Below are 15,192 nucleotides of genomic sequence, written 5' to 3' on the forward strand. Positions count from 1 at the left end.
AACGTGGCGCAATATATAACCGTTTTTATAAATTCTCAAGATTTTTAATCGCTTTTTTCAAATTTTTATCCGACGTGCCAAATGAAATTCGTACATATCCTTCACCGGCTTTGCCAAAAGCGTTGCCCGGAACCGTGACGACTTTACTTTTTTCGAGTAAGTATTCGCATGCCTGATCGGACGTCATGCCCAATTTTTTAATATTGACGAAACCGTAAAATGCACCCTGAGCCTTGAAACAGGAAAGTTTGCTGTTGTTGAAGCCTTGATGGATGAGATCGCGCCGGATTTGATAAGCTGCCGTCATTTTTTTAACGTTGTACTGTAATCCATTGAGTGCTTCCACGCCGGCCCACTGGCTCACCGATGAAGGACACGTTGCGGCCATTTGTTGGAGCTTATTGATCTCATTGATAATGCGCTTGTCAGCCGCCAAATAAGCCAACCGCCATCCCGTCATGGAATAAGCTTTCGAAAATCCGTTGAGAATGATCGTACGCTCGCGCATACCGGGTAACGTTGCCGCCGAAAAGAAACGATGTTGATCGAAAATAATTTTTTCGTAAATATCATCCGACACTAAAATCAGATTTTTTTCCACACACACTTTGGCAATCATTTCAACTTCAGCCTGAGTCAGAACTTTTCCTGTAGGATTAGACGGACTATTGATGATAATCATTTTCGTGCGAACTGTAATCTTATCACGAAGCTTGCGTTCATCAACCGTATAACCGTCCTCCGGCAATGTCTCTACGCCAACATACACACCACCAACGTAGCTGATACAGCTTTCATAACCCACCCAACAAGGTTCAATACACACGACTTCATCACCGGGATTGATAAACGCCATGACGGAATATAAAATACCTTGTTTACCGCCCGGGGTGACGACGATTTCATGCACGGCCGTATAATGGAGTCCGTAATCGCGTTCCAGTTTTTGTGATACGGCTTTCCGTAATTCAGGAATACCGCGGCTATTCGTGTATTTAGTATGACCTTTGATCATCGCACGATGAGCGGCTGCAATAATATGAGGAGGTGTTGGAAAATCAGGTTCGCCGATAGTAAGATCGATCACGTCTTCGCCGGCGTCTTTGAGAGCTTTAGCTTTTTCAGCGAGGCTCACCGTCGCTGAAGAACGAACATTCTTTGATGCAGAGGAGAAAGAATATTCCATTGAAGTTTTTCCGAAATTTTTATCGGGCGTAATCTACGATTTTTTTTGCAGCTTCCAAAATGTTTTCTGCAACAAATGTAATTTTTAAATTTTTCTCTTCAACTTGCTCCAAAGTCTGCAATCCGTAACCGGTTTTCACTAAAACGGCTTTCATGCCTGCATTTTCAGCGAGTCGAATATCGGACCACAAATCGCCGACAACAAATGATTGATGGCGATCGATATTAAATTTTGCTTCGGATTGTGCAATCATGCCGGTATTAGGCTTGCGGCAATCACAATTCTGGCGATAGCCTTCGACAGTACCATCCGGGTGATGCGGACAATAAAAAAACGCGTCAATGAACGCGTTGTGCTTTCGTAATTCTCGTTGAATAAAATCGTGAAGGATGTGAACATCATTGGGCGTATAAAATCCGCGAGCTATACCGGCTTGGTTGGAAATGACAATGACATAAAAACCGTTGTCATTAAAAAGTTTTATCGCTTCAATCGCTCCATGGATAAACTCAAACTCTTCGACTTTGTAGAGATAATTCTTTTCAACGTTGATCGTGCCGTCACGATCGAGAAAAACGGTCTTGCGCCCGTTCATTTGAGTTTCCCGTTCGAACCGTTATCCTGAATTTTTAAATCACGCAATTTGAGTTGAACGGTTGTGCGTCCTTGCCAGGTATTTTCGTCGATCTGGTACACAACATCAAGTAACTTGTCGCCAACGCCGATTTTATTGTAATGATGGGCGAGATTGAAACCAACGGCGTCAAGCACAGCGCCGTTTTGACGGATTTTCATGCGAATATGACGTTCGTTCATCAACTGAGGATATCCGACAATCTGCACGCCGGAAGTCAAAAAAATCGGGCGCATATTAGCCGGTCCATGCGGCTTGAATAAATTCAATAACGTAATAAGCCGTTGATCGATCTGATCAAGATCGATTTCCGCATCGATTTGAATTTTAGGAATCAAGTCTGACGGTGGTAAATTTATTTCGGCGTATCCATTGAGCCGGCGGCGGAATTCTGGAATTTTATCCAGTTCGATAGTCAATCCGGCCGCATACTTATGCCCGCCATAGCCGACCATCATATCTTCACAAGACTTGAGCGCCTGAAATACATCGAAATTTTCAACACTTCGTGCAGAACCTTTGCCTTTATCGTCAGCTTCGGCAATCACGATCGCCGGACGATAATATCGTTCAACTAATTTGCTCGCAACGATTCCGATGACACCCTGATGCCATCCTTTTTTGAAAACGACAATGACTTTATCTTTGTCGAAATCAAATTCTTCTTCGACAATCTCACATGCTTCAAGGAACATAACTTCATTGATATCGCGACGGTTGCGGTTTTCCGATTCCAAGACGCTCGCATATTCTACCGCTTCCGCTTCATCTTTACTGATAAGCAATTTCACCGCTCGATTGGCATCGCCCAATCGGCCAACCGCATTAATTCTCGGCGCTATCGAAAAAACGATTTGTGCCGTCGACACGGCTTTCCCAAACACGTTTGCATTTTTCACTAATTGCCGGATACCGACTTTATTGGCTTCGCTGACAAGTTTAAGCCCGTTTTTTACCAGCGTTCGGTTTTCGCCGATCAATGGAACAATATCCGCCGCACTTCCGATCGCAACCAAATCGAGATGCTGCATCAGAATTTCACGATCCAGTTTCAGCTTTTCAGTAATGGCTTGCGCCAATTTAAACGCCACTCCAACGCCACAGAGTTCTTTAAAGGGATATTGGCATTCGATTTGTTTTGGATTCAGAATTGCCAGGGCGCTAGGCAACGTGTCACCGGGATGATGGTGGTCGCAAATAATAATATCGATACCGTATTCATTGGCCAGCGCTACCTGGCTGATGGCCGTAATCCCACAATCTACTGCGATCAACAGCTTGACGCCATTTTCATGCGCCGCTTTGATGCCGTATGGAGAAAGGCCATAACCTTCTTTAACGCGGTCGGGAATGTAATACGATAGAAAACCTTTGTGAATTTCTTTCAGGAATAAATACAGCATGGACGTACTCGTAGTACCGTCGACATCGTAGTCGCCGTAAATCATGATGGATTCGCGATCCCGAATTGCACGAATAACGCGATCCACCGCCACATCCATGTGAAGCATCAGAAAAGGGTCATTGAGAGGAGCATTCTCTGCGCGGAAAAAATTTTTCGCCTCTTCAAACGTGGTAATTCCACGATTAAAAAGGATGCCGGCAATGAGTTCCGGAACATTAATTTCTTCTGCTAATTTTTTTACACGCTCCTTGTCATGATGGTTATTGACTACCCATTGTTGTTCTAACATAAGGGACGATCGGAGTTATATTTATATTTAGTTTCTTAATCATCATGATTGGATTACAAAACTTTTATGTAAGTCATGTTTTGCTAATAGATTAGCGGGTCATTTCATAAAGCCTTAACAATATAGGAGATAATTGGAACAAAAGCAAAGGATTTATAAATCAACAATTTCATTTTAACGTGATAACATTGTGAATGCGCTTAGGATCGGGTAACCAGGCGGGTAAAACGATTTTCTATGCCTTTTCTGCCAGTTCTGCCTGTGTAAGTCCTACCGCATTTCTTTTTTCTTAACGAATTCGTTTAAATTCATACTATAACTTTTAGGTTATATTTTAATATGTTAGTTTGAAATAATCCCTTTAGTGGGTTTTATTTACAACCCAGTAAGGAAAATCAGTCCTTCACGCAACGAATGGACAAGCCATTGTTCTTGTTGTAGTCGTAAAGATTGACTTCGCGGGCATAACTAATGACATACAGGTACCACGCGTAAGACGTATTGAGTTCTGAAGAGGACCAAAAGCGCGCATAAGAGCCGCGGCCGTCGTAAGGCCCATTGTAGCTGCGCCAGCCCGCGAATAAAACGGGAAATGAACAACCATCTGTCTTAATCATCTCATAATAAGCATTTCCTCCAGAACCGCCTAAGTAGTTCAGTAGTTGTTCAAACTCGCTCTTGCTCGGAAGATGCCATCCGGGAGGGACCGCTCGGTTAGCAGCTTCCCAAGTGTAGAGTCTTCCGTATTGGTTGCAGTTGGAAGCTTTGTCATCGTAACAATACGTTCCTTCACCTGCATCGTAGTTCAGATTCTCTGCCATCCAGACCTGATTGCCAATTTTTATCGTCTTGTATGTCTCACCGTCGCGAAGATCAGTAAAAGTACCGGACTTACTAACTTCTTTTATAGGTAAGCTCATGTTCGCCGTAAATTCATAACTCTTGCCATTCACCGCATCCACCAACGTAATCTTGTCGATCTTGAATGTCTGGTCGGCTCTCACAAGCAAAGTTGCTTTCAGGTCAAGGATGGACTCGCTTTCACGGAGTTTCTTTGCGTCTTCCCGCTGCACATAGATTTTGGAATTGGCCGTGTTCTGATTCTTGTCGCAGAGATCCATCACTTCGGTTACTGTCACCGGAAAATAACCGCCGTCTACATTGTATGTGCCGAGTTTAAATGTGAGACGCTCTTTGCCGATCAAGTATTTTTTTGAAGTAATCGAGCCAATTTCGTCGAAATAAGCTTTGTTGCCCTGCGCCTTCAGTGCGTCGTATTCGTCGGCGACCTGTTTGCGCTTTTGTTTGTTCGCGAGCTTGCGCTGGTCGTATTCTTGCTGGGTTTCGAATTCACCTCTCGGAGACTCATCCACAGCGAGAGAAATGGCTTTCGCCTTCTGCTCATCGAATTCCTTTTCCATCATTCCGATCTTTGTCTGGAGTTCCGCAATTCGTTCGAGCGCCTGTGTATACGTTAAACCTTCCTCGATGGCAGCTTGTTTTTTCTTTTCTTCTTCGATCTTCGCTAATAGTTCCTGCTTGCGTTTTTGTTCTTCCATGGTTTTGAGTTGATCCTGTTCTTTTTTTGTTTTTTCAAGCAACTCGAGTTTTTTCTTTTCTTCCAGCGCGGCCATCTGTGTTTTGAGTTCTTCTTGCTTTTTCAGATTCTCCTGTTGCGCTTTAAGATTTTTCTGTTCTTCGAGTTTCTTGTTCTGTTCCTGCAATCGGACGAGTTCTTGAGCCAACACGTCTTCGGAATTCACATTCTGAGCGGCTTTGGCGATGAAGACAAAATCCCCTTCGCCAAGTAAGTTGCCGAATTGCGGATTTTGTTTGTGATTACGGTCGGCGGCGTCATTGAAAACTTTTTTTGGGATGTACAGACCGAGTTCCGAAGCGGTGATGTAAATTTCTACCTTTTCAAGTTTTTCGATCATCCGCCCGGTAAAAATCGAGTGATTTTTGTATCCGCCGTCCAGTACCTGTTCGTTTTTACCGCCGGCAGTGAGCACTTGTCTCACGGGGGTCTCCGTAATGGACTTGAGATAAGCATAGTCCACGATCTTTTCTTTTATTTCCACGCCGCGCTTGAGCAATGTGCCTGAGTAACACGCATCCATCACGAAAAAAACGTGTTTGGCATTCATAGTTTTGGCGATATTGTCACGAAGCTCCACCATCGAAATATTTAGGAACATTTCATTGTCCTTCATCGAACCGTCATATGGCACGATGTAACCGATTTCGTCGCCAAATTTTGTGGCCTGTGTATATCCGTGCCCCGCAAAGAATACAAAAACCGCATCTTGGTCGCTGACGCCGCTTAAATCGCCCTGCAAGATTTTTAAAATCATATCCTTTGTGGCATTTTCGTTATACAATTCGAAAAATTTATCAAAAACGAATTTTTCTTGGAGAATAGACTGAATGGCTTTGGCGTCCGAGACGGCGTTTTTAAGTTGAAGGTTGAAGTCGAGATTCTTATACCGGTCAATGCCAATGATAACTGCGTATGTTTTCGAGTAGAGACTCACTTCCTGAGGAATGCCTTTGGCGTCTTTGGCAATAAGTTTGATCCCCCGAATTTCCTGGGCGAACAAACCCGAACAACCGATCCAAAACAGGAAAATTATTCTTCTCATGGTTTCACCTCATTGATAAATGTGCAGAACTTTTACAAACTACTATTAGATTAGGAAAAATCTGCTAAAGTAAAAATTAAAAAGCAGACAATAAGCCGAATTCTGTCGTGGATAATCATTTATCTTACACGCCAAGCGTGTATTCCGTTCGATCCGGTATCCGAAGATGACCTTCACGAGACGAAATGCGATCTACCCGAACATGCTCTTGCGAATCGAACAGGCGGTTCTTTTTCCGTAAAACGGAAACACATTCTTATTTGATCTTGCTCCCGGCGGGGTTTGGCCGGAGACGCCATCGCTGACGCTCCAGTGCGCTCTTACCGCACTGTTTCACCCTTATTCCGATAAATCGGAACGGTTTGGTTTCTGTTCCACTATTCCGTTAAGCCAACTTCACAGTTGACTTACCCGCCATTGTACCGATTATTCAGTACTCTGGCGGCGCCGTGCCTTATGGAGTTCGGACTTTCCTCGCCCACCTGAGGCGGGCGCGATTATCTCGTCTGCTTTTTCAAAGAACAATGCTCACACCGGAGAACGCTGAGACCGCACTTTTTAAAATTCCTCTGAGAAACACTGTGCGCTCTGGTGTGAAATCTTAATTCATACGTTTTGATTTTTGCATTACAGCCTGAAGTTTCATTTCCTGACCGTTGCGTTTGATCATGATATCCACCTTATCGCCGGCCTTTAATTCGCCAAGCGCATACGTGTAATCATAAACATTTTTAATGACGCGATCACCTAATTTGGTAATGATATCGCCTTTTTGTAGACCGGCTTTATTGCCAGCACCTCCGGGATTGACGCCATCAACTTTGAGGCCATCCGCATCGTCGGCGTAATTAGGTATAATGCCAAGCGAAACCTTAAAACCCATTCCTCCGCGCGACTCCGTTGACTGCACACGTGTAAACGCAGGACGGGCCGTGTCGGCGGCAAGTGCAGTAATCAGCCGATATCCCAACGTTGCAATGGCGACTTCACCTTCGTAATTAATTTTATCCGCATCGTCCGTCGGTTTATGATAATCTTCGTGTGTATTTGTAAAAAAAGCGATCACCGGAATGTCTTTGCGATAAAATTCAGCATAATCGCTTGGACCGTTGCCATCATCTTTAAGAACAGGTTCTATTTGTGAAGTATCAATCATGCTGCTAACTAAATTACGAAATCCCGGCGAAGTGCCAATACCGTTGATGATCAATTTCTTATCGCGGAGCCGACCCACCATATCGAAATTAAACATGGCGGCCACTGATTTCAAGTCAACCGTCGGATGTTCAACAAAATTTTTTGAACCTAGCAGACCCATTTCTTCACCTGAAAATCCAATAACCACAACGCTGCGTTTTAACTGTGTTTTCGCGGAAGCTAATTTTTGTGCAATTTCCAAGATTGCTGCCGTTCCTGATGCATTGTCGTCAGCGCCATTGTGCACGGCCGGTTCACCACGATACAACGATGTCCCGCCTCCCATGCCTAAATGATCGAAGTGTGCACCCACAACGATGATTTCATTCTTTAAATTATCATCCGCTCCCTGCAAATACCCGATTACGTTATTTGTTTTTTTACGGACAAATTCCACTTGGCTTTGCATTTTCACCGATGACGGCGTCACAAAAGAAAACGGTGACTTGGCATTTAGCCGGTTTTGATAACCGGCAAGCTTTTCTAAATTCATTCCCAATAATTGAAGCGCAATATTTCTTCGAATTGAAAAAACCGGGATACCGTAATTGGAACTGGTATTATCATAATTCAACGGGATCAACTCATCATCCTCCTCCGTTGCAGAATAGACCAGTAAGCCAACAGCCCCTTTTTCTGCGGCAACGGCAGCCTTTCGTCGCGTGGCTGATTCATGATAAAATTTAGAATGAGGATTGTCGGCCTCAGGACTCCCTCGCATGACTAAAGCGATTTTTCCAACTACATCCACGCCTTTATAATCGTTATAATCTTCAGTCGCAATTCCATACCCCATACTTACCACCTGGCCCTCCACCGCTGCATCCATTGAAAAAACCAACGGCTGAAAATCTTTTCCGGATTCAAACGTCTGTCCGCCGGTCGATAATATATTTTTCTCGCCTGCCTTCACTTCCGCCACGACTTCAAAAGCCTGATAATATGAACCCTCGTCACCTTTCGGTAAAAGACCGTAACTTTGAAATTCATCTGCAACATATTTGGCTGCGATATTGTTACCCTCGCTCCCCGAGGCGCGACCTCTTAAAGAATCCGATGCCAGAAACTGCACATGATATTTAAGTTCATCGATCGTAATATCTGAATTGACATAGCTGTTCCTTCCTGTAGAACACGACAGAAAGAAAACCATAATCGTCAAAACCACATGCGAAATTTTTTTCATAAATCACCTTCAATATGTCTGAAGTTTATCGAACGCCAATATGGTCAAACATAATGACCACAACCATTCTTTTCAACGGAAAATAAAAAAGCCGCAGGAATTAGTCTCCGGCGGCCAAGAATGGACATTCAAAAAATACTGGTTATGCAACTTTATGCAATTCGTGGACAACACTCAGGTGGTTGATTTTGGTTCTATTTTCTTCGATCTGGCGTTGAATTTTCATTTTTTCCGATACTGGTAAAAAAGGGCTTTCAAGATAATAAGCCAATCTTTGATTCGTTTGCTTTAACGTCTCAACGGCTAAAAGTTGAGCGTTCAAAATAGTTGCAGATAATTTGTTCATAAGATTACCTTATTTAATTTATATCACTAAAAAAGGCAAAAAGCACACCGAAACCAAATAATACCTAAATTATTGTTTTTTGCCGACCCATGCATTTTTGCAAAGCAATATAAATATGGCGATTCTTATCTCTGGTTGTAACATTGCCACAATCCGGTTCACCCGGCTACTTCGACAAAATGATTGCTTTTCTTTAAATGGTAATTTATATTTACTTTACGACAATTACTGGCTAATTGTTAATTCTGGGTAATCCTATTATCTACTTATTCATTATCTACTTATCCTTCAAAGGCGTAACATGAAATCGAAATATGATGTGGTGGTGATTGGCGCCGGTTGTATCGGGGCTAGCGTAGCGGCTCACTTGGGTGAATTGGGTTGCAATAATGTATTAGTGTTAGAAAAAGAAAAAATGATCGGTACAGGCTCAACGGCGAAGTGTGCTGGCGGCGTACGAGCACAATTTTCTACTCCGGTCAATATTCATATGAGCCATTATAGTATTCAGGAATTTGAAAAACTGGACAAAGAATTCGGGATTCAATTCGTTCAATGCGGTTATTTATTTGTCGTTAAAACTGAAGAACAAAAAAACCGTTATCTCAAAAACATGGAAATGCAAAAGAGTTACGGCGTTGACGTTCGGTTTGTCACTAAAGATGAGATAGCTAAATTGGCTCCCAATTACGGACTGGACAACGTATTAGGTGGTACCTTTGGCGCGAAAGACGGGCTAATCGATCCTTACATGCTGGTCGACTGCTATTTTAAGAAATCCCGAAAGATGAACATTGAATTTGAAACCGAAGCGCCTTGCACCGGTTTTAAAAACTCATCCGGGAAAGTTACACATGTTGTGACTCCCAAAGGTGAAATTGCCTGTGATTATGTGGTCAATGCCGCCGGACCTTATGCTCAGGCTATCGGGAATATGCTGGATATTAAGATCCCGGTCGATCCTTTGCGGCGAATGATTACCACAACCGGCGAATTGGATTTTATTACTGACAAATTTCCAATGGTTGTCGACGTGACTTCGGGTATGTACATGCACAAAGAAGGTAACGGACTTTTGATTGGCTTGGCCAACAATGATGAAAAGCCCGGGTTCGACGAAAGTATCGATAACAACTTTCTCGATACCATGCTGATGACGGCTCTTGAGGTGATGCCCTGTCTTGAAAATGCCGAGATCAAAACCAAATATCCTGGTACGTGGGGCGGGTTGTATGAAACAACGCCTGATCATCATAGTATTCTTGGCCAAGTGGCGCCGTACAAAAACTTTTTCCTGGCGGGCGGATTCAGCGGTCATGGTCTCATGCATGCACCGGCTGCCGGCCGGGCCATCGCCGAGCTTTTGGTAAAAGGAAAGTGTGAATTCATGGATATCCATCCATTGCGATTCACGCGATTTGCTGAAAACGACCTGGTTCACGAAAAAAATGTAATTTGAGAAGATTCACCGGCTGAAGATCCTGACCGGTGTTCGATCATCAACCTTGCAAGCAGAAACACTTGACCCAATATAAGGACATAGCATACTATGTTTAAAAAAATCGAACGCATCGTCAAGCAGTCGAAGACGTTCGTCCTCACCACCCACGTCAATCCGGATGGCGACGGCCTTGGCAGTGAAATCGGCCTGGCGACGTTTTTGAAAATGAAAAAGAAAAAAGTCCGCATTATCAATACCAGCGAAGTTCCCAAACAATACCAGTTCCTTAATTCAGGGAAAGAAATCGAAACGTACGATGCGGCACGGCACGACCGGTTCATTCGGGAAGCCGACGTGATATTTGTTTTGGATATCAGCGTATCCAAGCGGTTGGATCGTATGCAGCCGGTTGTCATGGAATCGCCGGCTAAACGCATTTGCATCGATCATCATCTCGACAATGACGGCCTCGGTCATTTTAACTGCGTCGACGAAAAATCGCCTGCAACAGCTGAGTTGATCTATAACTTCATCAAGTTTTTCAAAGGTAAGCCGAACCTTAAAATTGCCCAAGCACTGTACACCTCCCTCATCACCGACACCGGCGGTTTTCGTTTCAATGCAACGCGCCCCACGACTCACCTGATTGCAGCGGAATTATTGAAACTTGGCGTCAAGCCGAATGACATTTATTCCAACGTGTTCGAACAAGGCAATTCCAATGTCATGAAATTACTCGGACGAATGCTGGAACGGGTTAAACCGGAATGCGGCGGTCAAATGAATTGGACGTATCTCAACGAACAGGATTTCAGAGTAACAAATACACACCGCAGCGATACCGAGGGTTTTGTCGATTACACATTAAAACTCGAGGGATCCATGATGGGAGTATTCTTTTACGAAACACCCGAGGGTCATACTAAAATCAGTTTGCGTTCCAAAGGTAAAATTGATATACAGAAATTTGCGCGCCAGTTTGGCGGTGGCGGCCATATGCATGCTTCGGGTATTACTCTGAAAACTCCTTTTCAATCGACCATGAAAGACATGATCGCCAAAATGATCGACTATTATAACAAAAATTATTCTAAGAAATCGAAACAAGTTGCCTGACCGCCGAACATAAAGGATCATCGTCATGAATATTTCCGCAAAATATTCCAACCTGAAACATTGGAAAACTGAATGCATGACTGTTTTCCTGCCAAAACATTACGACCAGCCGACATGGCTGCCCGAACTACAGGAAATTTTCGGCAATACTATTGACAAGCTCATTAAGAGTAAAGAATTCGGAGGCGAAGAAGAGGCTTCCATTCTTTTGTTCGGTAATGCCAAAACCAACAGCAAACGTATCGTATTGGTCGGGCTCGGTGACATAAAAAACTTTGAATGGGATATTCTGCGCAAAGCCGCAGCCAAAGCTGTGAAAATGGCGCAACAAGCCGGCATTGAAAAATGTGCGTTTGCTTTTCCTGGATTTTTAATCAAAGATAATTTTGCCGAAGAACGTATTACACAGTGTTTGGTGGAAGGTGCGATGCTGGCCAACTACCGCTACGATCATTATCAAACCGATAAAGGGTCAAAAAAGACAGCCATTGAAGAATTGACGCTGATCACTGAATCGTCGCCGCGCGACGCTGTACACGAAGGTATTAAAACTGCACGCATCGTTTGCGAAGCGGTTAATTTTGCTCGCGATCTGGGCAATGCACCGGGCAATGAATTGCCGCCACGCGAACTCGCGGATCGCGCCGCATCGATGTGCCGACGTCATAAAATCAAATGCAGCGTTTTCAATGAGGCCAAAATCAAATCGCTGAAAATGAATGGACTTTTGGCTGTCGCTCAAGGCAGCAGCGAACCACCCAGAATGATCGTGATGGAATACCGTCACGCAAAAGCTAAAAATCATAAGCCGATCGTACTGGTAGGTAAAGGCTTGACATTCGACAGCGGAGGCATTTCAATCAAACCGGCTGCAGAAATGGACAGGATGAAATTTGATATGTGCGGTGGAGCCGCAGTCATTGGCATCATGCAAGCCGTTGCCGATCTGAAATTGCCAGTGTACCTTGTGGGTATAGTTCCATCTTCTGAAAATCTGACCGGTAGTAAAGCTTATAAACCCGGTGACGTTTTGACAATGTATTCCGGTAAAACAGTTGAGATTCTCAACACTGACGCGGAAGGACGATTGATTCTGGCCGATGCTTTGGCTTATGCACAAAAGTATAAGCCTGAAACGATCATCGACTACGCGACGCTTACCGGACATGTCGTCATTGCGCTCGGTATGCACGGAGCCGGTATGATGGGCACGGACGATGGCATGAAAAAGCGTTTAATGGAAGCATCGCATTTCGCCTCGGAAAAAATCTGGGAATTACCGCTCTGGAAAGAGTACGATCGCCAGATCAAAAGCCACATTGCCGATATCAAAAATATCGGTGGACGCCCGGCCGGAGCTATAACGGCGGCGGCTTTTCTGAAACATTTTGTCGGTGATTATCCCTGGGTACATCTCGATATTGCCGGAACAGCGAATACGGAAGAAGAAACTGCCTATACCGGAAAAATCTCCGCAACAGGGTTTGGTATTCGTCTCACCGTTGAAGCACTACGACAATTAGTAATGAACAATGAATAATAAAGAATAGGCTATTTGATAGAGTTGACAATATCTGGAGCTATCAATCATTATTCATTAATCTTATTCATTTCTATTTAGAAGCCGATAATTATTTCAAGTTACTCTCATTTTTTATATCAGATTAAAACGGAGTTCAACATGAAATTTCGTTTATTTGTTTTAGTGTGTTTGTTTCAAACTGCTTTTGCGCAAGAGCCTATTTCCTATTCGATCTCATTCGATAATGCCGTACACCATGAAGCTAGTATTTCCGTAACCTTTCCAAATATCGGAAAAGAGCCGCTTGAACTTTATATGAGTCGCTCATCCCCTGGAAGATATGCGTTACATGAATTCGTCAAAAACGTTTACGATGTCAAGGCTACGGATGGGAAGGGTAAATCTCTGGCTCTCATACAACCGGATCCATATTCATGGCGAATTGAAAACCACAACGGCACCGTTACTGTCACGTACACACTATTTGCTGATTTATGCGATGGTACTTATTCGGCTATTGACGGAACTCATGCTCATCTGAATATCCCCGCGACTTATATGTGGGCCAAAGGAATGGAAAAACGACCGATCCGCGTACAATTCAAAACCCCTAAAAACTGGAAGATCGCTACACAATTGAAACCAACGGAAGATCCGTTAGTTTTTACCGCTCCTGATTTTCAGTACTTCATGGATAGTCCGGTCGAAATGAGTAATTTCGACTGGTATGAATGGACGATTCCCCACCGTGATCGAACGCAGACTATCCGGATGGCTTTTCATCATTCCGGCACTAAAGACGAATCTAAAGCGTTTTTCGAAGCCGTAAAAGCTATCGTCCTCGAGGCCAAAGCAGTGTTCGGAGAATTACCTGAATATGATAACGGCACCTACACTTTTCTTGCGGATTATTTGCCTTATGCTCACCGCGACGGAATGGAACATCGTAATTCTACAGTTATTACCAACCATCATTCGCTGCAAACAGGTTTGATCGATATCGCCGGCTCTGTTTCGCACGAGTTTTTTCATTGCTGGAATGTAGAACGTATCCGTCCAAAGTCGCTTGAGCCGTTTGATTTCTTACGCGCCAATATGTCCGGTGAATTGTGGTTTGCCGAAGGTTTTACGAGTTATTACGATGCTTTGATACTGAAGCGTGCGGCTGTAACAAGCCTTGATCAATACACGAAAAATTTGAGCAAAGACCTTTCGTATTTTCTTGGCTCTCCCGGACGCCGTTATTTCAATGCCGTCGACATGAGCCGGCAGGCTCCTTTTGCCGACGCCGCTACCTCCAACGATCCGCAAAATAAATCCAATACATTCATTTCCTATTACAACTTCGGCGCAGTGTTGGGATTGGCGCTTGATCTGTCTATCAGGGAAAAATTTCCTGACAAGACACTGGACGACCTTATGCGGGAAATGTGGAGCGCACATGGAAAGAACGAACTCCCTTATACTAACGACGACGTCAAAGCTGCCCTTGCAAAAACGACTCGGGATCAAAAATTTGCCGATATGTTTTTTGAAAAATATATTTTCGGGCGCGATGTGCCCGATTTCGGAAAATTGCTTTCCCAGGCAGGCTTGTTATTGAGAAAATCAAAGTCCGATAAACCTTTTTTCGGACCGATGGATTGGAAAATTTCAGACAACGCCGTAGCGTTAAAAAACCCTTCGATCGTTGGAAGTCCACTATATAAAGCCGGACTGGATCAGGGCGATAAAATCTTAACCGTTAATGGCGAAATGATTGCGGAGACAAGCCAGTTGGATACCATCCTTGCTCATCATCAAATCGGTGATACTTTAACGATTGAATATGAACAGCGCACGGTACACAAAACGGCTAAATTGATCCTGATGGAAGACCCAGTATGGGAAATAGTTACTTTCGAAAAAGCAGGGCAAACAATCACTCAGGACATTGAGAAATTCAGAAAAAACTGGTTGACATCGCGTTCGTCTGAAAAATTGCCTGTTTTGAAGAAATATTGCCCGGAATGCAAGCGTTCTTTTGATTTCGAACTGGAGTTTTGCGGATTTGATGGGAAGGAATTGGGATTAACACCATGACACCGATGCGACGCTTGTACCATGTTTTTTCTTGTTTTTCAACACCCGATTGACTATCTTCGCCGTAACTAATTGATTCTAAACGCTGTAGAAATTATTTTCAAATTCGTCACTGATCAATTTTTTAGATAAGTAATTAGAACTAT

At 43.7% G+C, this 15,192-nt stretch carries 10 protein-coding genes and 1 other RNA gene; 4 read left to right on the plus strand and 7 right to left on the minus strand.

Annotation, left to right across the window (positions count from 1 at the left end):
- Positions 1-25 precede the first annotated feature (25 nt).
- The 7 genes from K1X84_03155 to K1X84_03185 all read right to left on the minus strand — a co-directional run bounded on the left by K1X84_03155 (position 26) and on the right by K1X84_03185 (position 8,885).
- Positions 26-1,186 carry a pyridoxal phosphate-dependent aminotransferase gene (locus tag K1X84_03155; protein ID MBX7150612.1) on the minus strand — a complete coding sequence of 387 codons (1,161 nt, stop codon included), beginning with the start codon at positions 1,184-1,186 and terminating at the stop codon, positions 26-28.
- Between the two features lie 19 nt (positions 1,187-1,205).
- The gene (gmhB, locus tag K1X84_03160; GenBank protein MBX7150613.1) at positions 1,206-1,781 is read right to left on the minus strand and encodes a D-glycero-beta-D-manno-heptose 1,7-bisphosphate 7-phosphatase; all 576 of its coding nucleotides are present in this window, start codon (positions 1,779-1,781) and stop codon (positions 1,206-1,208) included.
- Positions 1,778-3,514 carry a single-stranded-DNA-specific exonuclease RecJ gene (recJ, locus tag K1X84_03165; GenBank protein MBX7150614.1) on the minus strand — a complete coding sequence of 579 codons (1,737 nt, stop codon included), beginning with the start codon at positions 3,512-3,514 and terminating at the stop codon, positions 1,778-1,780. Before recJ ends, gmhB begins: the two co-directional genes overlap by 4 nt.
- Positions 3,515-3,909: 395 nt before the next feature.
- A complete protein-coding gene (locus K1X84_03170; GenBank protein ID MBX7150615.1) occupies positions 3,910-6,156 on the minus strand; it encodes a caspase family protein in 2,247 nt (748 codons plus the stop codon).
- Positions 6,157-6,232: 76 nt separating this feature from the next.
- Positions 6,233-6,669, minus strand: an RNA gene (rnpB, locus tag K1X84_03175) — RNase P RNA component class A.
- An 88-nt stretch (positions 6,670-6,757) separates the two neighbouring features.
- Positions 6,758-8,539, minus strand: a complete 1,782-nt coding sequence (locus tag K1X84_03180) for a M20/M25/M40 family metallo-hydrolase (GenBank protein MBX7150616.1) — start codon at positions 8,537-8,539, stop codon at positions 6,758-6,760.
- Positions 8,540-8,681: 142 nt separating this feature from the next.
- Positions 8,682-8,885, minus strand: coding sequence for a hypothetical protein (locus tag K1X84_03185; GenBank protein MBX7150617.1), 204 nt, complete (start codon positions 8,883-8,885; stop codon positions 8,682-8,684).
- 301 nt (positions 8,886-9,186) lie between these two features.
- On the opposite strand from K1X84_03185, the gene K1X84_03190 reads away from it, so the two are divergent.
- The 4 genes from K1X84_03190 to K1X84_03205 all read left to right on the plus strand — a co-directional run bounded on the left by K1X84_03190 (position 9,187) and on the right by K1X84_03205 (position 15,046).
- The gene (locus K1X84_03190) at positions 9,187-10,344 is read left to right on the plus strand and encodes an FAD-binding oxidoreductase (protein MBX7150618.1); all 1,158 of its coding nucleotides are present in this window, start codon (positions 9,187-9,189) and stop codon (positions 10,342-10,344) included.
- Positions 10,345-10,434: 90 nt separating this feature from the next.
- Positions 10,435-11,442 carry a bifunctional oligoribonuclease/PAP phosphatase NrnA gene (locus tag K1X84_03195; protein MBX7150619.1) on the plus strand — a complete coding sequence of 336 codons (1,008 nt, stop codon included), beginning with the start codon at positions 10,435-10,437 and terminating at the stop codon, positions 11,440-11,442.
- A 25-nt stretch (positions 11,443-11,467) separates the two neighbouring features.
- The gene (locus tag K1X84_03200) at positions 11,468-12,982 is read left to right on the plus strand and encodes a leucyl aminopeptidase (protein MBX7150620.1); all 1,515 of its coding nucleotides are present in this window, start codon (positions 11,468-11,470) and stop codon (positions 12,980-12,982) included.
- 141 nt (positions 12,983-13,123) lie between these two features.
- Positions 13,124-15,046 (plus strand): PDZ domain-containing protein, encoded by a 1,923-nt coding sequence (locus K1X84_03205; protein MBX7150621.1) that lies wholly within the window; start codon positions 13,124-13,126, stop codon positions 15,044-15,046.
- The last annotated feature ends 146 nt before the right edge of the window (positions 15,047-15,192 follow it).

This window comes from bacterium (assembly GCA_019695335.1).
Taxonomy (GTDB): domain Bacteria; phylum CLD3; class CLD3; order SB21; family SB21; genus JABWBZ01.

Coding starts and splice junctions, on each gene's coding strand:
- K1X84_03155 (MBX7150612.1), bottom strand. CDS start 1,186: ATGGAATATTCTTTCTCCTCTGCATCAAAGAATGTTCGTTCTTCAGCG.
- gmhB (MBX7150613.1), bottom strand. CDS start 1,781: ATGAACGGGCGCAAGACCGTTTTTCTCGATCGTGACGGCACGATCAAC.
- recJ (MBX7150614.1), bottom strand. CDS start 3,514: ATGTTAGAACAACAATGGGTAGTCAATAACCATCATGACAAGGAGCGT.
- K1X84_03170 (MBX7150615.1), bottom strand. CDS start 6,156: ATGAGAAGAATAATTTTCCTGTTTTGGATCGGTTGTTCGGGTTTGTTC.
- K1X84_03180 (MBX7150616.1), bottom strand. CDS start 8,539: ATGAAAAAAATTTCGCATGTGGTTTTGACGATTATGGTTTTCTTTCTG.
- K1X84_03185 (MBX7150617.1), bottom strand. CDS start 8,885: ATGAACAAATTATCTGCAACTATTTTGAACGCTCAACTTTTAGCCGTT.
- K1X84_03190 (MBX7150618.1), top strand. CDS start 9,187: ATGAAATCGAAATATGATGTGGTGGTGATTGGCGCCGGTTGTATCGGG.
- K1X84_03195 (MBX7150619.1), top strand. CDS start 10,435: ATGTTTAAAAAAATCGAACGCATCGTCAAGCAGTCGAAGACGTTCGTC.
- K1X84_03200 (MBX7150620.1), top strand. CDS start 11,468: ATGAATATTTCCGCAAAATATTCCAACCTGAAACATTGGAAAACTGAA.
- K1X84_03205 (MBX7150621.1), top strand. CDS start 13,124: ATGAAATTTCGTTTATTTGTTTTAGTGTGTTTGTTTCAAACTGCTTTT.